The organism is Streptomyces sp. NPDC127197 (assembly GCF_042672405.1).
Lineage (GTDB): Bacteria > Actinomycetota > Actinomycetes > Streptomycetales > Streptomycetaceae > Streptomyces > Streptomyces flavusporus.
Map to the genome: position 1 here is coordinate 215751 of NZ_JBHXVG010000004.1, position 20469 is coordinate 236219.

Here is a 20469-nt window from a genome sequence, read left to right on the forward strand (position 1 = left end):
GGTCAGGCTTCTTCCGCGGCCGGTTGTTCCGCCGCAGCCAGTGCCGTGGCCGGATCCTGGACCCCACTTCCCGCCGGTGCCCAGCGGCCGTGCTCCTTCCGGTACGGCCACCAGCGGCCGTCGTCGCCCAGCCGCAGCTGGCTCGGCGCGCCGACGATCGTCCACCGGTTGCCCCTGGCGCGCAGCGTCGGCCGCTCGTCGTCGTCCCAGGCCGCCTCCAGGGCGGCACGCGCGCGTGCGAGGGTTTCCCCCTGCACGGCCCACTCCTCCTCGAGCACCGACAGTCCGGCTGCGCCACCGTACTGCCAGGCGCGTACGGCCGACGCGAGTTCGTCCCGGCCGCGCCCGGAACCGTCGGCGAGCCGGTCCGCCACGGCCTCCTCAGGAGAGCCCGCAGCCAGCCGGACGGCGTCCTGCGCGACCGTCAGTTCCGCTTCCGGAGCAGCCGTCGGCCGCAGCGCCTGGGCCAGCATCCGATGCGCCGCCACGGCGGTCCGGGCAGCCAGGAACTCCAGGGCGGCCGGGTCGACCCCCAGGGCAGGCGGTGCCTCGGTGTCCAGAGAGGGCGGGAGACCGGGGTGCTCGGGGAGTCCGGGCGGGTCGGGCAGCGGAGGCAGGATGTCGCCCGCCGCCCAGACCTCCGCGGCGTCCAGTCCCTCCGGCTCGACCGGTTCTTCGGCGGGCCTGTTGGTGCGGTCCTGGAGGCCGTCCAGCAGGGCGCGTTCGCCCCGCCCCCGCATCAGCAGCAGAACGAAGGGATCCTCGTCGAGCAGTCGTGCCGTCTGGTAGCACAGCGCTGCCGTGTGCCCGCACTGGTCCCAGGCGCCGCAGTCGCACTCGGGCTCCAGATCGCCCATGCCCGGCAGCAGTTCGATCCCGGCCGCCGCCGCGTCCTCCACGAGGTGCGGCGGCATCTCCCGGTCGAGCAGCGCGGCGACATGCCCGGCCCGCTCCACCGCCATCTCGAGGAAGCGGTTCCACTGCTCTGCGGACAGCTCCTCCAGCAGCACGTCGGCCCGGTGCCCCGTACCGTCGCGGTCCTGGACGACCGCGGTGATACGGCCCGGCCGCACCGACACCGCGCCCACGGCTCCCGCGCGCGCGAGCCGACGGCCCGTCTTCACCTGCTCGGCGTCCAGTGCCGCGTCCTCCAGGGCCCTGAGCCAGGCACGGCCCCACCACGTCACCGCGAAAGCCCTCCCGCGCGTGGGCGGCAACGCGGCGAACGTGCGCTCTGTCTCGTCGGCGTGTCCGTGGTCGTGACGGCTCATCGTGTGGTCCCCCTCAGCTCGACCAGATCGGCCAGTTCCGCGTCCGTCAGCTCCGTCAGCGCCGCCTCGCCGGAGCCGAGCACCGCGTCGGCCAGTTCCCGCTTGCGGTCCAGCATGTCGGCGATCCGGTCCTCGATCGTGCCCTCGGCGATCAGCCGGTGCACCTGCACGGGCCGGTCCTGGCCGATGCGGTACGCCCGGTCGGTGGCCTGCGCCTCGACGGCCGGGTTCCACCAGCGGTCGTAGTGCACGACGTGCTCCGCCCGCGTGAGGTTCAGCCCCGTGCCGGCGGCCTTCAACGACAGCAGGAAGACGGGAACTTCACCGTCCTGGAAGCGCCGCACCATCGCCTCGCGCTCGGAGACGGGCGTTCCGCCGTGCAGGAACTGCGAGGCCACGCCTCTGTCCGACAGGTGCCGTTCGACGATGCGGGCCATCCCCACGTACTGCGTGAAGACCAGGACGCTCGCCCCCTCGGCGAGGATGGTGTCGAGCAGCTCGTCCAGCAGCTCCAGCTTCCCCGAGCGTCCGGCGATCGTGGGCCGGTCCTCCTTGAGGTACTGCGCGGGGTGGTTGCAGATCTGCTTCAGGCCGGTCAGCAGCTTCACGATCAGACCGCGCCGCGCCATGCTGTCGGCGCCGGAGATCTCCGCCAGCGTCTCGCGTACGACCGCCTCGTACAGTCCCGTCTGCTCCGTGGTGAGCGACACGGCCCGATCCGTCTCCGTCTTCGGCGGCAGCTCGGGCGCGATCCCCGGATCCGACTTGCGCCGGCGCAGCAGGAACGGGCGGATCAGCCGGGCGAGCCGCTCCGCGGCAGCCGGATCCTGGCCGCTCTCCACGGCCTGCGCGTACCGCGTGCGGAAGGTGCTGAGGCGGCCGAGAAGTCCCGGAGTGGTCCAGTCGAGGATGGCCCACAGCTCCGAGAGGTTGTTCTCCACCGGTGTGCCGGTCAGCGCCACGCGCGCGCGTGCGCCGAGGGAACGCAGCGCACGCGCGGTCGCCGAGTACGGGTTCTTCACGTGCTGTGCCTCGTCCGCCACGACCAGGCCCCACGGCACCTCGGCCAGCCGGCCCGCATCGAGGCGCATCGTGCCGTACGTGGTGAGGACGAACTCCCCGTCGGCCAGGTCGTCCAGGGCACGCCGCGAGCCGTGGAAGCGGCGCACGGGCGTGCCGGGCGCGAACCTCTCGATCTCGCGCTGCCAGTTGCCCATCAGGGACGTCGGACACACCACGAGCGTGGGACCGGCGGCCGACGGGTCGGTCTGCCGGTGCAGATGCAGGGCGATCAGCGTGATCGTCTTGCCGAGCCCCATGTCGTCGGCGAGACAGCAGCCCAGCCCCAGGGACGTCATCCGGGCCAGCCAGCTCAGGCCCCGCCGCTGGTAGTCACGCAGCTCGGCGGCGAGAGCGGCGGGCTGCCCGACCGGCTCCTGCCCCTCCGGGTCCGCGAGGCGCTCCCGCAGCGCGGCCAGCCACCCCGTCGGCTGCACCTCGACCCGGCGGCCGTCGACCTCCGTCGAGCCGGTCAGCGCGGCGCCGAGCGCGTCGATGGGCGTGACCTTGCGGTCCTGCTGCGCACGGGCGCGGCGCACCTCCTGAGGGTCGATCAGGACCCACTGGTCGCGCAGCCGCACCACCGGCCGGTTCGCCTCGGCGAGACGGTCCAGTTCCGCGCGGGTGAGCCGCTGGTCGCCCAGCGCGAACCGCCAGTTGAAGGCGAGCAGTGCATCGGCGGACAGGAACGACGGCGTGTCCGAGGACAGCCGGTGCGCAGCCGTCTCGTCGTCCGGGGGGCCGACGACCGCACGTGCGGTCAGCTTGCGGGCCAGTTCCCTGGGCCAGTGCACGTCGACCCCGGCACCGGCGAGGGCTGCCGAACCGTCACCGAGCAGCTCGGTCACCTCCTCGTCGGCGAGTTCGACGGCATCCGGCACGGCGGCCGAGAGCAGAGGGGTGAGCGCCGGCCAGGCGCGGGCGGCGCGGCGGAGCGAGAGCAGGGCGTCCATCCGTGCGCGCGGACCGAGGACACGGCTCGTCGCATCCGTCCCGGCCCACACCTCGGCGGCGTCCGCGACCAGCGAGGGATCGCTCACGCTGTGCACCTGGAGCACGGCCCGGAAGGCCGGCTCCGTCTCGTCCGGTCCCGTGGCTGCCAGACCGCGCACCTCGATCCGCAGCGAGATCCGTACACCTGCGTCGTTGCCCGCGGCGACATCGGCGGCCCATGCCCGTTGCCCGGGGAGGTGCTGCGGCTCATGCGCCGCGTAGGCCGGACCGCCCGTGACGAGCGACGCGGCCGGAGAGCGGGGCAGCGCGTCGGCAGCCGCGTCCAGGAAGGCCCGCAGCAGGCGCTCCGGTGCGGGCAGGCGCAGCGGCTCGGTGGTGCCCAGCGGTACGGCGTGGGCCTCGGGCGGCATCGCGGCGGCGAGCCGGCGGACGCTCTCGACCTCCTCGGCGCGCAGGGGACCCGCACGCCAGGCGTCGTGGTCGCCGGGGGACAGGCCGGGCAGCAGCAGGCCGCGCGCCGCGAACTGCAGGGCCAGCACTGCGGCCGCTCCCCAGAACACGGCCGAACGATGTCCCTGCGGGGCCACACGCGCGCGCGTGAGAACGGGCAGGGCCGCGCGCACAGGGAGCAACAGGGCGGACACGCCTACCAGCTCCACGCCGTCGCCGCCGGGCAGGACGACACCCAGGTCCTCGACGGTGCCGCCGTCGACGCCCGGCGGAGCGGCGCCGTCCGGCCGCCAGAAGGCTACGCTGCCGGTGCGGGCGGGATCGCCCGGCAGGAACACGGCACAGCAGCGGGCCAGTTCGAAGATCTCGGAGGGGGATGCCGCGGGAATCCTCTGCACAGCGAAGTCCGCATTCCTCAAATTTGACTACCTGGGGTCGGAGTCGCCGAGGATACGGCACACCGCCGGCCGACCCGGCATGCTTTGGCTGTGACCTGTATCACTTGTCGACACTCGGGGGTGGGTAAGGGTCGGGCGTCAGGGATGTCTCAGGGTGCGTCTCAGGGTCGCGATCCGGAACCGCCGGAAGCGCGGGCCCGTTTTCAGGACAGAGAGCGGCAGAGGCCGCGAAGGAGGCGACACATATGTCGAAGAACGCGAAGATCGCCGCAGGAGGTGTGGCGGCCGGGCTCATCCTGCTGATCTGGCTTCCCTGGTGGGCCGCGCTGCTGATCGTGCTGGGAGTCCCGGCCGCCGCGTACCTCGCGCTGGACCCCTCGCAGCGACGCAGGCTGCGTCGTGTCGGACGCAAGGAACTCGGCCGCTGACGCGCTACCGTCCCGGACCGGTGCCGTCCAGTGCACACGAGTCGACCACATCACCGTCCGTGGGCCGGGCGACGGTCCGGTCCGCGGGCGGACGGGCGCCCTGTTCGACCCATGCGACGAGCGCGTCGAAGGCAGACCGATAGCAGGGCAGGATCGGCCGCAACCGGTCCGGGTAGGTGTCGTACAGCCCGTCGACATGGGTTCCACCCTGGACGGTGTAGTACCGGTGCAGCGGACCTCGCCCGCGGGCGTCGACCATGCCCTCGTACACGTCGGAGTCGGCCGCCTTGGGCAGCAGCGCGTCCAGGTCCCCGTGCAGTGTGATCAGCGGCCTCCCGATGCGTCCGGTCAGCGCCACCCGGGCCACGGCGCGATGGACGGACGCGGGACGCGAGGCGTAGTCGTAGGCCGCGTCGGACGCACAGGGCGCCAGGATCTCCTCGGTCGTCGCACCGGCGGTCGGGCCGGGGCAGCCGGGATCGTATGCCGGGTCGAACTCCGCTCGATACGTCTTCTGCGTGACACCCCAGTAGGCCTTCTCGTGGTACGGCCACAGAAACTCCGAGCCGCGCGCGAAGCCCACCGAGTACAACTCCTCTTCCGACGCCGAACCGAGGACCCGCGCCACCGCCGTGGGCAGGGAGGTGAGCAGATTGGGGCCGTCCGCCGTCCACAGCGCCCCCTCCCAGTCCACACCGCCGTCATACAGCTCCGGATGGTTCTCCAACTGCCAGCGCGTGAGATAGCCGCCGTTGGAGATGCCGGTCATGTACGTGCGGCGCGGGGCGTGCCCGTACCGCTGGGCGACGGCCTTCCGCGCCGCGCGCGTGAGCTGGGTCGTGCGCGCGTTCCACTCGGCGACCGCGTCGCCGGGCCGGGTGCCGTCGCGGTAGAAGTCGGTCCCGTTGTTGCCCTTGTCGGTCGCGGCGTAGGCATATCCCTGGGCCAGCACCTGATCGGAGATCGCCTTGTCGGTCGCGTACTGTCTGCGGGTGCCCGGCGCCCCCGTGACGACGAGACCGCCGTTCCAGCGGTCCGGCAGGCGGATCACGAACTGCGCGTCATGCCGCCAGCCGTGCGTGGCGTTGAAACGCGAGGAGTCCGGGAAGTAGCCGTCGACCTGCACCCCGGGCACGCCGGACGGTGTCCGGGTGGCCCGGGCGGTCAGTCCCGCCTGGTCGGCCAGGTCGGTGTACGGGGTGCCGGCCAGTCCCGTGGTGGTCAGGTCGGCCAGACAGGCGGTTCGCTGGAACTCCGCGCCCGGCACGCGCACACGTTCCTGTCGTGCGCAGTGGCCGTCGCCGACGCCCGCGGCAGCGGCGGGTGTCGGCGCGCTGAGAGCCGCTGCCACAATCGCTGCCGAAAGGGCGGCGGCAACCGAGGGAACACCACGGGAAGGACGCATCGGGGCCTCCAGAGCATGCCGGGGAGCGGTAGGGGAGCAGAGCCGCGGGCTGCCCCATCGTGCGGCTCCCCCTCCGCGTCTTCCATGGACTGGCACCACATATGACGCCGTCTCCGTATGGATGTCCCTGACAGGGCGAGGGGCGTGTAGCCCTACGGTGGCAGTCCCGGATCAACTGGGCCGTACGGCCATCTTGTCGAGCGCCTCCAGCAGACCCGGCAGTTCCGGCCCCCGGCCCACCGGCAGGACCTCGCCGGGCACCTCGTCGAGCAGCACGAACGCGATGTCGTCGGTCCTGGCCACCAGCGACCAACCGGGACCGTCGGCCCGCAGCGTCCGTGCGTCTCCCGGGGCGAAGGACGAGCGGACGCGGCCGAGCGGCGGCGGGGTGTCCACGTACGCGCGCGCCTCGGCGAGCACGCGCCGGATGCCGGTGCGCCCCGGGCTCGCGTCCTTGCCGTCCCCGCCCTCCGCGGCCCCGGCGGAACCGTCCGGCGTCACGAACTCGGCGTCGTCGATCTGCTCGCGCCACACCGCCCACTGGAGCGCGATCTCGTCGGCACCGAGCCGTCGCTGGGCCGGCCCCCAGTTGCTGGTGTCGGGGGGACACAGCGGGGGACCGTCCGCGGGGTCGGGGTCGGGATCGTGCGGCTCGGGCACGCCGGGCGCCGCAACGGCGACCGCCAGGGGCCAGCCGGGCAGGGCCGCGACGACGGACCGCTCGTCGGGCGACAGGTCGTACTCCATCCCGCAGTCCCAGGAGGCGATGGCGACGGCGACCAGCGACACGTCGTCGGTGACGACCGTCCACCGTGCGCCGTCGCCGTCCTGTCCGAGCACCAGGCCGTACCCGTCGGCGAGCGGCGCGAGGCCGAGCGCCGCGCAGGCCTCCGGGTAGTCGTCGCCCAGCACGCTCGGGAACTGCGCCGGCGTCAGCAGCACCGCCGTGAGCACATAGAGCGCATCGTCCGCGGCGGCGACGGCGGTCTCGTCCGTCCCGGCCATCCCAGCCTCCCCAGGAGTTCGTCCAACGGCGCGCACCCTAGTGCGACCGGGACGAGCTTGTCACGACTCCGCGGACCATCCGGAGCTGCGGTTATCCGGCTGGTCGGGGCAGAATCGCCCGCCCTGGGCGGGTACGTCAGGCCACCGGCAGCCCCAGGAGCGCACGGGCGACGGTCCGCGGCGACTCGTCGCGCTCCCGCGCCAGCGCGATGACGGCCCGGCACGCCAGCTCGTTCACCCCGAACGACAGCGCCTCCGGCGACACCCAGCCCGCAGCCTCGTCGATCCGCTCCTGGTCGTCCTCCGCGCACGCCGAGACGTATGCGGCGGCCGCCTCGAACAGGTTGTGCGTACGTTTGTCCTCGCCGGTGCCCCGCTCCGATCGTATGGCCTCGCGGAATCCTGCCCAGGACTTGCGGATTCTGTCGAACACTGTGACCACCTTCCCCCTCCGTGGCGTCGCCGATCGTTCATCAGCCGCTCCCCAACGTAGGGTTGGAGCTTCGGCGACAGAAGAGGGACGGCGCGGTGAGCGGCCGGACCGGTCCGTTCGACCACGGGTCAGCTCTCGCGGACGGCCAGGGCCAGGAAGCGGGCATCCTCGTCGACGTACGACGTCATGCGCCACCCCGAACGGGTCAGCAGCGTACGCAGGTTGGGCTCCGCGCGGAGGTCGTCCGGCGTGATCTGCCGGCCCTGGCGGGCGGCGAGCGCCTTCCGTCCGATCGGGTGGAAGAGCGCCAGCCCGCCGCCGGGGCGCACCACACGCGCCAGCTCCCGCAGATTCTCCGCCGGGTCGGGCAAGTGGGCGATCAGTCCCGCCGCGAACACCGCGTCGAGCGACCGCGCGCGCAACGGCAGCGCGGCCACGTCCGCGAGCAGCAGCCGCCCGTCGCGGTCCCGTCCGGCCCGTACGGCGGCTTCGAGCATGGCGGGCGTCAGATCGGCGCCGAGGACCACTCCGGAGGGCCCCACGGCCGCCCGCAGCGGCGGCAGGGCGCGTCCGGTACCGCAGCCGGCATCGAGGACCCGATCACCCTCGTGAAGACCGAGCTCGGCCACCGCCGCCGCGTAGGCGGGGCCGTCGTCGGGGAACCGGGTGTCCCAGTCGGCTGCGCGGGCGGCGAAGAACTCCTGGACGTGCGTGCGGTCGTCGTTCATGTTCCGCATGATCCCTCACCGTCACGGATGACGCGTCGGCGCACATGTTCGAGCTGGACGCGATCGTTCAGGTACATTTCTGCGTCATATTCCAACAGCTTTCGAAATGCACCCCCTTTGTGCGCCCGTGCCCCGACTAGCGTCCCGGGGCCATGGGACACCTGGACCACGCCGCCTTCGGCTGGCTGACCCCCGTGCTGTCGTACGCGATGGCCTGCATAGGCGCCGCACTCGGGCTCCGCTGCACCGTCCGCGCGCTCGGCGCCACGGGGCGTTCACGCCGCAACTGGCTCGTCACGGCCGCCTCGGCCATCGGCACGGGCATCTGGACCATGCACTTCGTGGCCATGCTCGGCTTCAGCGTCAGCGGCACCGAGATCCGCTACGACGTACCGCTGACCGTCCTCAGCCTGCTCGTGGCCATGATCGTGGTCAGCGCCGGCGTCTTCGCCGTCGGCTACGGCCGCGACCGGACCCGTGCCCTGCTCCTCGGCGGTCTCACCACCGGGCTGGGGGTCGCGAGCATGCACTACCTGGGCATGGCGGCGGTCCGACTGCACGGTGACGTGACGTACGACCCGATGCTCGTCGCCCTCTCCGTCGTGATCGCCGTCGTCGCGGCGACAGCGGCCCTGTGGGCGGCGCTCAACATCAAGTCGCCCGTCGCGGTCACCGTCGCCTCCCTCGTCATGGGAGCGGCGGTGAGCAGCATGCACTACACCGGGATGTTCGCGGTACGCGTGCAGGTCACCCCCTCCGGCGAGGTCCTGCCCGGGGCCACGGCGATGCAGTTCGTCTTCCCCCTCGCCGTCGGCCTCGGGTCCTACCTCTTCCTGACCTCGGCCTTCGTGGCGCTGTCGCCGACGGCAGGGGAGCGCGAGGCATCCGCGTCGGCCCAGCGGCCCGTCGAGAGCGTCGCCCGCTGACGGCGCATGTGCACCGGCACGCCCCCGAACCCTTCCGAGCGAGGAGGCCATGCGTACACCCCGTAGGACCCCCACGTCAGGCGCCCAGACGCCGCACACACCCCCTGTACGCGGCCGCCGCGCGCACGCCGGACCACCGGCGGAGGAGGGCCCGGACGAGTCCACCGATGCGGCGCCGGAGGGCGGGTCCCCGCGCGCGGACCACTGGCGCATCCGACCGCGCACCGTCCGCGCCAAGATCGTCTGCCTGTTGATGGTGCCCGTCGTGTCACTGCTGGCCCTGTGGGCGTACGCGACCGTCACCACCGTCCAGGACGTCTCCCGGCTGCGGCAGTTGCAGCGCGTGGACTCCGAGGTACGGGCCCCCGTCGCGGCCGCGGTGGCCGCACTCCAGGCCGAGCGCGCCGCCGCCGTACGCCATGCGACCGACCCCTCCGCCGGACAGGGCGGCGACCTCAAGCAGCTCGCGCAGCGCACGGACCGGGCAGTGGCGGAACTGCGGCTCGGCGACCGCAGCACCGTCGCGGACGGCCAGGAGTTGCCCGCGGGAGTGGCCCAGCGCCTCGACGCCTTCGTCACCGGAGCCGAGCAACTGCGCCCGCTGCGGACCGCGGTGCTCGACCGCCGCGCCGGATGGGACGAGACGTACGACCGCTACACCAGGACCATCTCCACGGCCTTCGGCGTGGGCGGCGCCCTCACCGGCATCCAGGACGCCGAACTCGGCTCCGACGCGCGCGTACTGCTCGAATTCTCCCGCGCGGGCGAGGCCCTGGCCCAGGAGGACGTGCTGATCACCAGCGCGCGCCTCGCGGGTGGCCTGGGCGGCGAGCGGCTGCGGCTGTTCACCGGCGCCGTCGACACCCGCCGCGCCCTGACCGAGTCCGCCGTCGCCGACCTGCGCGGTGACGAACGCGCCGCCTGGCGGAACCTCGCCGACGGCGGTGACTACGCCGCCCTCGGTACCCTCGAGGACGAGGTCCTGACCGTCGGCCCGGGCGCCCGGGCGATCGAGGCCGCACCCGAAGCCGAGTGGGAGCGGGCACACGCACGCGTACAGGGCGGCATGCGCACGATCGAACAGGACGCCGCCCGTGGTGTCGCGGACCGGGCCGACCCGTTCACCCGCGGACTGCTCACTCCCGCAGGCGCCGCCGTACTCCTCGGTCTCGCCGCCGTCGCCGCGTCCCTGGTGATCTCCGTACGGATCGGGCGCGCCCTCGTCGTCGAGCTGGTGAGTCTGCGCAACAGCGCCCTGGAGATAGCCCGCCGCAAACTCCCCGAAGCCATGCGGAAGCTGCGCGCGGGCGAGGAGATCGATGTGCGGGCCGAGGCACCGCCCGGGCCGCCCGCGGAGGACGAGACCGGCCAGGTCGCCGAGGCCCTCGGAAGCGTGCACCGAGCCGCGCTGCGCGCCGCCGTGGAGCGCGCCGAACTCGCCAGCGGCATCTCAGGGGTCTTCGTCAACCTCGCCCGCCGCAGCCAGGTCCTCGTCCACCGCCAGCTGAGCCTCCTCGACAGCATGGAACGCCGCTCCGAGGACCCGAACGAACTCAGCGACCTGTTCCGGCTCGATCACCTCACCACCCGCATGCGGCGCCACGCGGAAAGCCTGATCATCCTCTCCGGCGCGGCACCCGGCCGGGCCTGGCGCATGCCGGTGCCCCTCACGAACGTCGTCCGCGCGGCCGTCTCCGAAGTCGAGGACTACGCGCGCGTGGAGGTACGACAACTCCCCGAGGCCTCCGTCATCGGCGCCGCCGTCGCCGACCTCACGCACCTCCTCGCCGAGATCGTGGAGAACGCCGCCCAGTTCTCGCCTCCGCACACGCGCGTGCGCATCACCGGAGAGCCCGTCGGCAACGGCTACGCCGTCGAGGTCGAGGACCGCGGCCTGGGCATGGGCAAGGAAACCCTTGCCGAGGCGAACCGCCGCATCGCCCAGTCCGAGGCCCTGGACCTGTTCGACAGCGACCGGCTCGGCCTGTTCGTGGTCAGCAGGCTCGCGGCACGGCACGACATCAAGGTGCACCTGCGCACCTCGCCCTACGGCGGCACCACGGCGGTCGTCCTGCTGCCCACGGCCCTGCTGCACAGCGGCGCGCCGGAACGTTCCCCCAACAAGGCGGTGGAAACGGAACCCGAGTACGCGCGCGTGCCCGGCGGCCCCCGGCATCAGGAGGCCGTCCCCCAGAAGGCCGACCGGCCCGCCCTCGTGGCTCCGGTCCCGGCGGCGACGGAGACCGGCTCCGAAACCCCGCCCCCCGGAGTGGCCACCTTGCGCCTGCACCGGCCCACGGACAACTCCGAAGACCTCCCACGCCGCGTACGGCAGGCGAACCTCGCACCCCAACTGCGCGACCGGCGTCCCGAGGACACGGCGCAGCCGTCCGACCCCCGGAACGACGACCGGCGTACCCCCGAACTCGTACGGGACCGGATGGCGGCCTATCGCGACGGATGGGCGCGCGGTGGCGGCCGGCAACCCGGCCGCGGTGCCGCACCGGATCCCGCAGGCGGCAGCGACAGCAGTGAAGGAGACCCCGCATGATCCAGGACCCGAGCATGAGAGCCGCCGTGGGGGTCCCCCCGCTCGAGCGAAGCCGAGAGTGGGGGAGGTCCGGCGAACTCGACTGGCTGCTGGATGACTTGGTACTGCGTGTGCACGAAGTACGGCATGCCGTGGTGCTCTCCAACGACGGGCTCGCGGTGGGCGCCTCCACCGACCTCGGCCGCGAGGACGCGGAACACCTCGCCGCGGTCGCCTCCGGATTCCACAGCCTGGCCAAGGGGGCGGGCCGGCACTTCGGCGCCGGCGGTGTGCGCCAGACCATGGTGGAGATGGACGACGCCTTCCTGTTCGTGGCCGCGGCCGGCGACGGCTCCTGCCTCGCCGTCCTCACCGCAGTGACCGCCGACATCGGCCTGGTGGCGTACGAGATGGCACGGCTGGTCAAGCGCGTCGGTGAGCATCTCTACACGGCGCCGCGCGTCGGCGCGCGGCCGCCCGCCGCCGGATGAGGCGAGAAGGCGGTCCACAGCCATGACCGAGGACATCCAGGGCACCCCGCACCAGCAGGGCAGCCAGTGGTACGACAGCGAGGCCGGCCCGCTGGTCCGCCCGTACGCCATGACGGGAGGCCGCACCAAGCCCGGTCCCACCGGGGTGCGGTTCGACCTGATCGCCCTGGTCACACTCGACCCGGGCGCTCCGGACGTCGACGACGACATCGCGCTCGGGCCGGAGCACCGCACCCTGATCGAGCTGTGCCGCACGGAAACCCAGTCGGTCGCCGAGCTGGCCGCGGACGCCGACCTCCCCGTCGGCGTCGTCCGGGTCCTCCTCGGCGACCTCCTGGAGCTCGGCTGCGTCACGGTCAGCCGTCCGGTGCCGCCCGCGCAGCTGCCCGACGAACGGATTCTGCGCGAGGTCATCGAAGGACTGCGGGCGCTGTAGATGAACGTTCAGAACACCCCGGACCCGGACCACCTCATGCTGACTTCGCACCCGTGCACCGAAGCCGTGCGCGGACGACGTGCCGGGTCACAGCACGCACGTACCGACGTCCATCCCTGCCGGCACTCCCGAGAGAAGTGATCGATGGTCTCCGAGGCCTTGGACGCCACAGGTGGCGAGACGGCCGCCCTGGCGCTGAAGATACTGGTCGCCGGCGGATTCGGCGTGGGCAAGACCACCCTGGTGGGTGCGGTCAGTGAGATCAGGCCGCTGCGCACCGAGGAACTGCTCAGCGAGGCGGGCCAGTTGGTGGACGACACCGATGGCGTGGACCAGAAGGTCACGACGACCGTCGCCATGGACTTCGGTCGCATCACGATCCGCTCCGGCCTCTCCCTCTACCTGTTCGGCACGCCCGGCCAGGACCGCTTCTGGTTCCTGTGGGACGAGCTGTCGCAGGGAGCCCTCGGAGCTGTGGTGCTGGCCGACACCCGTCGCCTCGAGGACTGCTTCCCGGCGGTGGACTACTTCGAGCACCGGCACATCCCGTTCGTGGTGGCCGTCAACTGCTTCGCGGGAGCCCGGACCTACGGCGCCCAGGATGTCTCCCGCGCCCTCGACCTCGACCAGGGCACGCCCGTCGTGCTCTGCGACGCCCGCGATCGCGACTCGGGAAAGGAGGTCCTGATCCGACTCGTCGAGTACGCCGGACGGATGCACACCGCCCGGCTGCTCGACTCCGTGGGATGACCGCCTCACCTGACGGGGGCTTCAGCCGGCCACGGCCTTCTGCGCCACGACCTTGTCGATCGTGACGCGGACGAGGAGTTCACCCGGCACACCGTTGCGGGCACCGAACTCCTCGGCACGCTCCTCACCCATGTACCGCGCACCGATACGCGTGGCCCAGAGCCGGAGCTCGTCGAGGTCCTCAGAAAGACGGGCGCGGCCCTGCAGCACCACGTAGTCGAACGGCGGCCGGTCGTCGTCCACGCAGAGGGCGACCCGGCCGTCCCGCGCCAGATTGCGCCCCTTCACACTCTCCTTGCTCGTGTTGAACACCACCTCGTCTCCGTCGAGCAGGAACCAGATCGGCGTCACATGCGGGCTCCCGTCGGCCCGGACCGTCGACAGCTTTCCGGTGCGGGTGCCGTACGAGACGAACTGCCGCCATTCCTTGTCGGTCATCTTCTCTGCCATGTCCCCATGTTCCTTGCCCGCGCGCCGGTCGTGGGGAAGGCTGGCGGAGAGATCCTCCGGCCAGGGGGAGTCATCACACGGGGAGACCGAATCATGGCGCACAACCAGGGACTTGGCTGGCTACTGGACGATCTGACCGAGCGTGTCGAACATGTGCGACACGCCCTGGTCCTGTCCAACGACGGGCTGGTGACGGGAGCGAGTACCGGGCTACGACGCGAGGACGCCGAGCATCTCGCCGCCGTGGCATCCGGACTGCACAGCCTGGCCAAGGGATCGGGACGTCACTTCGGCGCCGGACAGGTGCGCCAGACGATGGTGGAGTTCGATGATGCGGTGCTCTTCGTCACGGCGGCGGGCAGTGGCAGCTGCCTGTGCGTGCTCAGCGCCGCGGAGGCCGACATCGGCCAGATCGCCTACGAGATGACGCTGCTCGTCAACCGGGTCGGCGAGCACCTCGGCGTGGACGCCCGACAGCCCGAGCGCACCCGGCTGGACCCCTGACCTGCTGGTTCTTCGATCCTCGTGGAGTTATCCACAGGCCAGTCGCGAGATCTGTGCGACCGGCTACGGTTTGTGTCACGGCGAGCGCACACAGCGTGAGCAGATGACTCCACGGGGGAGACGGACCATGTCAGGCAACACCATCACGACACCGGACCGCGTGACGTACACGCCGAGCCGTGCGGCTCGCGAACTGGGCCTCAAGCGGCGCGAGTTCGATCTCGCCGTACACCTGGGGCGCATCCGAACCGTGCCCGACGAAGGCGGGGGAGGGCGTCGCGTGGCGCCCGCCGAGATCGAACGGCTGCGCGCGGAGGACGGGTTTCCCCAGTCGCTCCATGAGAGCGTGCGGGCTGTGGGTACCGGCGAAGCCGCGGCCATCATGGAGGTGACGAAGGAGAGGTTCACCCGCCTCGCCCGTCTGGGCCTGGTGGTGCCCGTCTACTTCTACCTGAGCCGCTATCGGGCACTCGTATGGCTGTATCTGGCCGACGAAATCCGGCAGTTCGCGGCCGACGAGAAGAACGCCCACCTGGTGAAGGGGCGTATGCCCGAAGGACTGAGGGAGCAGTTGGACACCGGACTGGACCTCCGCCCCCGCAACTGGCGGGGACGGCATCTGGGATTCCTGCTGCGCCAGGCCGAGGACCCGTGGCAGCGCGCCGGGGCCCTGGCCGCCCTGCTCGATCCCGTCCAGATCGCGGAAATCGCCAAGGACCCCTACGAGCGCGCCCACCTCAACCGGTTCCGACCAGGGCCACCGAACCATGGCGCCCCCGGTTCACCGACCGCGCAGCTCGCCGAGAGGATCATGACGGCCGGTGACCCGGACGAGATCGACTGGCTGCGGGCGGACCTGGCACAAGCCCTGGACGAGGCGCGCGAGCACCGCCCCGCGCCCCGCCCCGCACCCCGGCAGGCGCCGCCGACACCACCACACGATGTGCACGTGTCCGAGCCGGAGCGAACCCACCGCCTGCTGGGCTGGCTGCGCCGCAGAAGCGCTTGACTCACAGCGCCCTGAACAGCCCTTCCGGGACGGCTGGACGCTCCCCTACAGCGCCCTGAAAAGCCCCTCTTGGACGACGGACACCAGCAGCCGCCCCTGAAGGTCGTAGATCCGCCCGCGCGCAAGCCCGCGCCCGCCCGTCGCGATCGGGGACTCCTGGTCGTACAGGAACCACTCGTCCGCACGGAACGGCCGGTGGAACCACATCGCGTGGTCCAGCGACGCCATGTCGAACCCCCGCGGCCCCCACAGCGGTTCGACCGGGATGCGGACCGCGTCCAGCAGGGTCATGTCGCTGGCGTACGTCAACGCGCAGGTGTGCACCAGCGGGTCGTCACCGAGCGGTCCGACCGCGCGCATCCACACCGCACTGCGCGGCTCGGCGCCCTTGACGTCCTCGGGCGTCCAGCGCAGCCGGTCCACATACCGGATGTCGAAGGGCTGACGGCGCGCCATCCGCTCCAACTGCTCGGGCAGCGCACCCAGATGCTCCCGGACCTCGTCCATGACCGACGGCAGGGACTCCGGGTCCGGCACCTCACGCGCCGGCGGCAGCTGGTGCTCGAAGCTCCCAACCTCAGGCTTGTGAAAGGAGGCGGTGAGATTGAAGATCGTGCGGCCCTGCTGTACGGCGGTGACCCGGCGGGTCGTGAACGACCGCCCGTCCCTGACCCGTTCGACCTGGTACACGATCGGCACGCCCGGCCGACCCGGGCGCAGGAAGTACGCGTGCAGCGAGTGCACCGGGCGGTCTCCCTCCGTGGTGCGCCCGGCGGCGACCAGCGCCTGGCCGGCCACCTGGCCGCCGAAGACACGCTGCAGGGACTCCTGGGGGCTGCGGCCACGGAAGATGTTGACCTCGATCTGCTCCAGGTCGAGCAGATCGACGAGCCTCTCGGCCGGGTTTGTCATGGATGTCCTTCTCTTGTGCTCACAGCTGTCCGACGTCGGTGACGCGGACCACGGCACGGCCCTCGGCGTCGGAGGCCGTGAGGTCGATCTCGGCGCTGATGCCCCAGTCGTGATCGCCGTTCGGGTCGTCGAAGATCTGCCGGACGCGCCACAGCCCGTTCTCCGGCTCCTCCTCGATCAGCAGCAGCTTGGGGCCCCGGGCGTCCGGACCCGTGCCCAGGCTGTCGTACTCGTCCCAGTACTTGTCCATCGCCTCGCCCCAGGCGTCGGCGTCCCATCCGGACTCGGCGTCCATCTCGCCCAGTTCCTCGACCTGGTCGAGGGCGGCGAGCTCGACACGGCGGAACATGGCGTTGCGGACGAGGACGCGGAAGGCGCGCGCGTTCGAGGTGACCGGCTTCACCTGGTCGGCCTTCTCCTGCGCCTCCTCGGCGGTCATCTCCTCCGGGTTGGCGAGTTGCTCCCACTCGTCCAGGAGGCTGGAGTCGACCTGACGCACCATCTCGCCGAGCCACTCGATCAGATCCTGCAGGTCCTCGGACTTGAGATCGTCCGGGATGGTGTGTTCGAGGGTCTTGTAGGCGCTGGCCAGGTAGCGCAGCACGATGCCCTCGGTACGGGCCAGCTCGTAGTGGGAGACCAACTCCGTGAAGGACAGCGCCCGTTCGTACATGTCCCGGATGACGGACTTCGGCGACAGCGGATGGTCGCCGACCCACGGGTGGCTCTTGCGGTACGTGTTGTACGCGTGGAAGAGCAGCTCCTCCAGGGGCTTGGGGTAGGTGATGTCCTGGAGGCGCTCCATGCGCTCCTCGTACTCGACGCCGTCCGCCTTCATGGCGGCGACGGCCTCGCCCCGCGCCTTGTTCTGCTGGGCGACGAGGATCTGCCGCGGGTCGTCAAGCGTCGACTCGACGACGGACACCATGTCCAGGGCGTACGACGGCGATTCGGGGTCCAGCAGCTCGAAGGCGGCCAGGGCGAAGGTCGACAGCGGCTGGTTCAGCGCGAAGTCCTGCTGCAGATCCACGGTGAGCCGGACGATGCGCCCCTCGGCGTCCGGCTCGTCCAGTTTCTCGACGATGCCGCCGTCCAGCAGCGAGCGGTAGATGGCGATCGCGCGCCGGATGTGCCGCACCTGCTGCTTGCGCGGCTCGTGGTTGTCCTCCAGGAGGTGCCGCATCGCCTTGAACGCGTTGCCCGGCCGGGCGATCACCGACAGCAGCATCGTGTGCGTCACCCGGAAACGGGACGTCAGCGGCTCCGGCTCGGAGGCGATGAGTTTGTCGAAGGTGTCCTCGCTCCAGGCGACGAAGCCCTCGGGCGCCTTCTTGCGGACGACCTTCCGGCGCTTCTTGGGATCGTCGCCCGCCTTGGCCAGCGCCTTCTCGTTCTCGATCACGTGCTCCGGAGCCTGGGCGACGACAAAGCCCGCCGTGTCGAAGCCGGCACGCCCGGCACGCCCCGCGATCTGGTGGAACTCGCGCGCGCGCAGCGTGCGCACGCGGCTGCCGTCGTACTTCGTCAGAGCCGTGAACAGCACGGTCCGAATGGGCACGTTGACACCGACGCCGAGGGTGTCGGTGCCGCAGATGACCTTCAGCAGACCGGCCTGCGCCAGCTTCTCCACCAGGCGGCGGTACTTGGGCAGCATGCCGGCGTGATGCACGCCGATGCCGTGCCGGACGTATCGGGAGAGATTGCGCCCGAACTTGGTGGTGAAGCGGAAGTTGCCGATCAGCTCGGCGATCTGCTCCTTCTCCTCGCGCGAGCACATGTTGATGCTCATCAGTGCCTGCGCACGCTCCACGGCCTGGGCCTGAGTGAAGTGCACGATGTAGACGGGAGCCTGCTTGGTCTCCAGCAGTTCGGTCAGCGTCTCCGTCAGCGGGGTGCGCCGGTAGGCGTAGGAGAGCGGCACAGGACGGGTCGCCGAGCGGACCACCGCGGTCGGGCGGCCGGTGCGCCGGGTGAGGTCCTTCTCGAACATCGAGACGTCGCCGAGCGTGGCCGACATGAGGATGAACTGCGCCTGCGGCAGCTCGAGCAGGGGGATCTGCCACGCCCAGCCGCGGTCCGGCTCCGCGTAGAAGTGGAACTCGTCCATGACGACCTGGCCGATGTCCGCATCCTTGCCGTCGCGCAGCGCTATCGACGCGAGCACCTCGGCAGTGCAGCAGATGACCGGGGCGTCGGCGTTGACCGACGCGTCACCGGTGAGCATGCCGACGTTCTCGGTGCCGAACAGCTTGCACAGTTCGAAGAACTTCTCCGAGACGAGTGCTTTGATCGGAGCCGTGTAGAAGGTGACCTCGTCCCGGGCCAGCGCGGCGAAGTGAGCGCCCGCGGCGATCATGCTCTTACCGGAGCCGGTGGGGGTCGACACGATCACGTTCGCGCCGGAGACCACCTCGATCAGCGCCTCCTCCTGGTGGGGGTAGAGCGTGAGACCGCGCTCCTGGGCCCACGACTCGAAGGCTTCGTAGAGGGCGTCGGGGTCGGCGGTCTGCGGCAGCTGATCGATGAGGGTCACGCCCCCATCTTGCCTGGCCTCCCGCCCGATCAGGGAATCGGATGCCCGCACGAAGATCGCGAACGCTACGCTGTGTCGCCGACACGACGTCGGCGCACCAGGTCAACCGGACAGCGGCACACAAGGAACGGGGCGGGCTACGGCGATGATGGGACCAGCACACTCTCTTTCGGGGGCCGCAGCCTGGCTCGGTGTCGGTGCGGCCGCCGCCGCGGCCGGACGCCCGATGCCCTGGCCGGTCCTGTTGTGCGGCGCACTGATCTGCGCCGGCGCCGCGCTCGCCCCCGACCTCGACCACAAGGCCGCCACCATCTCACGCGCCTTCGGGCCGATCTCGCGTTGGGTGTGCGAGATCGTCGACAAGCTCTCCTATGCCGTCTACAAGGCCACCAGGAAGCAGGGCGATCCACGCCGCTCCGGCGGCCACCGCACGCTCACCCACACCTGGCTGTGGGCGGTCCTGATCGGCGCGGGCACCTCGGTCCTGGCGATCACCGGCGGACGCTGGGCGGTGCTGGCGATCCTCTTCGTGCACATGGTGCTGGCCATCGAGGGGTTGCTGTGGCGGGCGGCCCGGGGTTCCAGTAGCGACGTCCTGGTGTGGCTGCTGGCCGCGACGAGCGCGTGGATCCTCGCCGGCGTGCTGGACAAGCCGGGCAACGGCGCGGACTGGCTGTTCACGGCGCCGGGCCAGGAGTACCTGTGGCTGGGCCTGCCGATCGTGCTCGGCGCACTGGTGCACGACATCGGGGACGCGCTCACCGTCTCGGGCTGCCCGATACTGTGGCCGATTCCGGTGGGCCGCAAGCGGTGGTACCCGGTCGGGCCGCCGAAGGGCATGCGGTTCCGCGCGGGCAGCTGGGTGGAGCTCAAGGTGCTGATGCCGGCGTTCATGCTGCTCGGGGGAGTGGGCGGCGCGGCCGCGCTCAATTTCATCTGAGGCACGGCGCCGTCCCGGCCGGGTCGGGTGTCGGCCGGCCGGCCTCCGCCTCTGCCTCAGTCGGAACCCTGCCGCGAGCCCTCTCCGTACCGCCGTTCGAAGCGGGCGATGCGGCCCTCCGTGTCCACCGTGCGGGCCTTGCCGGTGTAGAACGGATGGCTCTCGGAGGAGATCTCCACGTCCACCACCGGGTAGGTCTCGCCGTCGTCCCACTCGATCGTCTGGTCGCTGGTCGCGGTGGAGCGGGTCAGGAACGCGTAGCCGGCAGCGCGGTCGCGGAAGACGACGGGGTGGTAGTCGGGATGCTTGTCCTGCTGCATGGCTGCTCCTGGTACGGCGGTGCTGAGGGCATCGGGCAGGTGGGGCGCGGGTCAGCCGGAGAGGGCGTCCTCGTCGACGATGTGCATCGCGGCCTCCTCGGCGGAGGCGGCCGCGCCGTCGATTCCGACGTCCGAGGCGATCAGCGCGCTCTCCTCGTCCTCGTGCGCTCCCTCGTCGGGGGCCACGAGGCGGCCGGAGCGGACGGCGCCGACCTCGTTGTCCAGGAGTTCGCCGTCGGTGTCGTGGTCGCCGATGCCGTCACCGTCGGGTACGGCCGGATCGGGCAGTTCCTCGCCGAGCCGCTGGTCCAGCGTCTCCCCTCGCTGGCGCTCGGCCGCCGTCACATCCGCGCGCTCCACCGCCCACGGCCTCTCCGGAGGGGACCAGCCCCGGTCGAGGGGGTCGCTGACACCGTCGTTCTCCAGGGTGTCCTCCACGTCGAGCAGCCCCGTGTCCTCCCTTTGCTCGGACCCGTCGGGCTGGTAGACGTCGTCCCCCCATCCGTCGGCGCTGTTCACAGGTACCTCCAGGTGGTG

Annotated in this window: 20 protein-coding genes; 9 read left to right on the forward strand and 11 right to left on the reverse strand. The window is 71.5% G+C overall.

Annotation, left to right across the window (positions count from 1 at the left end):
- Nucleotides 1–2: 2 nt before the first annotated feature.
- Nucleotides 3–1271, reverse strand: coding sequence for an SWF or SNF family helicase (locus ACFVJQ_RS08480; RefSeq protein ID WP_385781928.1), 1269 nt, complete (start codon nt 1269–1271; stop codon nt 3–5).
- Nucleotides 1268–4132, reverse strand: a complete 2865-nt coding sequence (locus ACFVJQ_RS08485; protein ID WP_385781931.1) for a DEAD/DEAH box helicase — start codon at nt 4130–4132, stop codon at nt 1268–1270. The genes ACFVJQ_RS08480 and ACFVJQ_RS08485 overlap by 4 nt, the downstream gene beginning before the upstream one ends.
- Nucleotides 4133–4377: 245 nt before the next feature.
- Here ACFVJQ_RS08485 and ACFVJQ_RS08490 point away from each other — a divergent pair, with 245 nt between their 5' ends.
- Nucleotides 4378–4560 (forward strand): hypothetical protein, encoded by a 183-nt coding sequence (locus ACFVJQ_RS08490; protein WP_129796572.1) that lies wholly within the window; start codon nt 4378–4380, stop codon nt 4558–4560.
- Nucleotides 4561–4564: 4 nt separating this feature from the next.
- Here ACFVJQ_RS08490 and ACFVJQ_RS08495 read toward each other — a convergent pair whose 3' ends face one another.
- The 4 genes from ACFVJQ_RS08495 to ACFVJQ_RS08510 all read right to left on the reverse strand — a co-directional run bounded on the left by ACFVJQ_RS08495 (nt 4565) and on the right by ACFVJQ_RS08510 (nt 8131).
- Entirely contained in the window at nt 4565–5965 is a 1401-nt protein-coding gene (locus ACFVJQ_RS08495) for a tannase/feruloyl esterase family alpha/beta hydrolase (RefSeq protein WP_385781934.1), read from the reverse strand.
- A 171-nt stretch (nt 5966–6136) separates the two neighbouring features.
- Nucleotides 6137–6970, reverse strand: a complete 834-nt coding sequence (locus tag ACFVJQ_RS08500) for a hypothetical protein (protein ID WP_385508940.1) — start codon at nt 6968–6970, stop codon at nt 6137–6139.
- A 136-nt stretch (nt 6971–7106) separates the two neighbouring features.
- Nucleotides 7107–7403, reverse strand: a complete 297-nt coding sequence (locus ACFVJQ_RS08505; RefSeq protein ID WP_385781937.1) for a hypothetical protein — start codon at nt 7401–7403, stop codon at nt 7107–7109.
- A gap of 128 nt (nt 7404–7531) precedes the next feature.
- Entirely contained in the window at nt 7532–8131 is a 600-nt protein-coding gene (locus ACFVJQ_RS08510) for a class I SAM-dependent methyltransferase (RefSeq protein ID WP_385781940.1), read from the reverse strand.
- A 152-nt stretch (nt 8132–8283) separates the two neighbouring features.
- Here ACFVJQ_RS08510 and ACFVJQ_RS08515 point away from each other — a divergent pair, with 152 nt between their 5' ends.
- From ACFVJQ_RS08515 to ACFVJQ_RS08535, 5 genes are all read left to right on the forward strand, one after another.
- On the forward strand, nt 8284–9057 hold the full coding sequence (locus ACFVJQ_RS08515; RefSeq protein ID WP_224739445.1) for an MHYT domain-containing protein: 774 nt from the start codon (nt 8284–8286) through the stop codon (nt 9055–9057).
- Between the two features lie 49 nt (nt 9058–9106).
- Nucleotides 9107–11608, forward strand: coding sequence for a nitrate- and nitrite sensing domain-containing protein (locus tag ACFVJQ_RS08520; protein ID WP_385781943.1), 2502 nt, complete (start codon nt 9107–9109; stop codon nt 11606–11608).
- Nucleotides 11605–12078: a roadblock/LC7 domain-containing protein gene (locus ACFVJQ_RS08525; RefSeq protein ID WP_385508935.1), complete on the forward strand. Its 474-nt coding sequence runs from the start codon at nt 11605–11607 to the stop codon at nt 12076–12078. The genes ACFVJQ_RS08520 and ACFVJQ_RS08525 overlap by 4 nt, the downstream gene beginning before the upstream one ends.
- Before the next feature lie 22 nt (nt 12079–12100).
- Nucleotides 12101–12514 carry a DUF742 domain-containing protein gene (locus ACFVJQ_RS08530; RefSeq protein WP_129796565.1) on the forward strand — a complete coding sequence of 138 codons (414 nt, stop codon included), beginning with the start codon at nt 12101–12103 and terminating at the stop codon, nt 12512–12514.
- A 144-nt stretch (nt 12515–12658) separates the two neighbouring features.
- Complete coding sequence (locus ACFVJQ_RS08535) at nt 12659–13264, forward strand: ATP/GTP-binding protein (RefSeq protein WP_224739448.1); 606 nt, start codon at nt 12659–12661, stop codon at nt 13262–13264.
- 21 nt (nt 13265–13285) lie between these two features.
- Here ACFVJQ_RS08535 and ACFVJQ_RS08540 read toward each other — a convergent pair whose 3' ends face one another.
- Nucleotides 13286–13714, reverse strand: coding sequence for a PPOX class F420-dependent oxidoreductase (locus tag ACFVJQ_RS08540; protein ID WP_385508932.1), 429 nt, complete (start codon nt 13712–13714; stop codon nt 13286–13288).
- Between the two features lie 93 nt (nt 13715–13807).
- Here ACFVJQ_RS08540 and ACFVJQ_RS08545 point away from each other — a divergent pair, with 93 nt between their 5' ends.
- Both ACFVJQ_RS08545 and ACFVJQ_RS08550 read left to right on the forward strand, forming a co-directional pair.
- Nucleotides 13808–14218, forward strand: a complete 411-nt coding sequence (locus ACFVJQ_RS08545) for a roadblock/LC7 domain-containing protein (RefSeq protein ID WP_129796562.1) — start codon at nt 13808–13810, stop codon at nt 14216–14218.
- Between the two features lie 127 nt (nt 14219–14345).
- Nucleotides 14346–15227, forward strand: a complete 882-nt coding sequence (locus ACFVJQ_RS08550) for a DUF6397 family protein (protein WP_385781948.1) — start codon at nt 14346–14348, stop codon at nt 15225–15227.
- 45 nt (nt 15228–15272) lie between these two features.
- Here the strand turns inward: ACFVJQ_RS08550 and ACFVJQ_RS08555 are convergent, their stop codons facing one another.
- Both ACFVJQ_RS08555 and ACFVJQ_RS08560 read right to left on the reverse strand, forming a co-directional pair.
- Nucleotides 15273–16139 carry an acyl-CoA thioesterase gene (locus tag ACFVJQ_RS08555; protein WP_385508930.1) on the reverse strand — a complete coding sequence of 289 codons (867 nt, stop codon included), beginning with the start codon at nt 16137–16139 and terminating at the stop codon, nt 15273–15275.
- Between the two features lie 19 nt (nt 16140–16158).
- On the reverse strand, nt 16159–18672 hold the full coding sequence (locus ACFVJQ_RS08560; RefSeq protein WP_385508929.1) for a DEAD/DEAH box helicase: 2514 nt from the start codon (nt 18670–18672) through the stop codon (nt 16159–16161).
- Between the two features lie 145 nt (nt 18673–18817).
- Between ACFVJQ_RS08560 and ACFVJQ_RS08565 the strand changes: the two genes are divergently transcribed.
- On the forward strand, nt 18818–19612 hold the full coding sequence (locus tag ACFVJQ_RS08565; protein WP_129796558.1) for a metal-dependent hydrolase: 795 nt from the start codon (nt 18818–18820) through the stop codon (nt 19610–19612).
- Between the two features lie 56 nt (nt 19613–19668).
- Here the strand turns inward: ACFVJQ_RS08565 and ACFVJQ_RS08570 are convergent, their stop codons facing one another.
- Nucleotides 19669–19932, reverse strand: coding sequence for a type B 50S ribosomal protein L31 (locus ACFVJQ_RS08570; protein ID WP_385508928.1), 264 nt, complete (start codon nt 19930–19932; stop codon nt 19669–19671).
- 51 nt (nt 19933–19983) lie between these two features.
- Entirely contained in the window at nt 19984–20451 is a 468-nt protein-coding gene (locus ACFVJQ_RS08575; RefSeq protein ID WP_385508927.1) for a DUF5709 domain-containing protein, read from the reverse strand.
- Between the last annotated feature and the right edge of the window lie 18 nt (nt 20452–20469).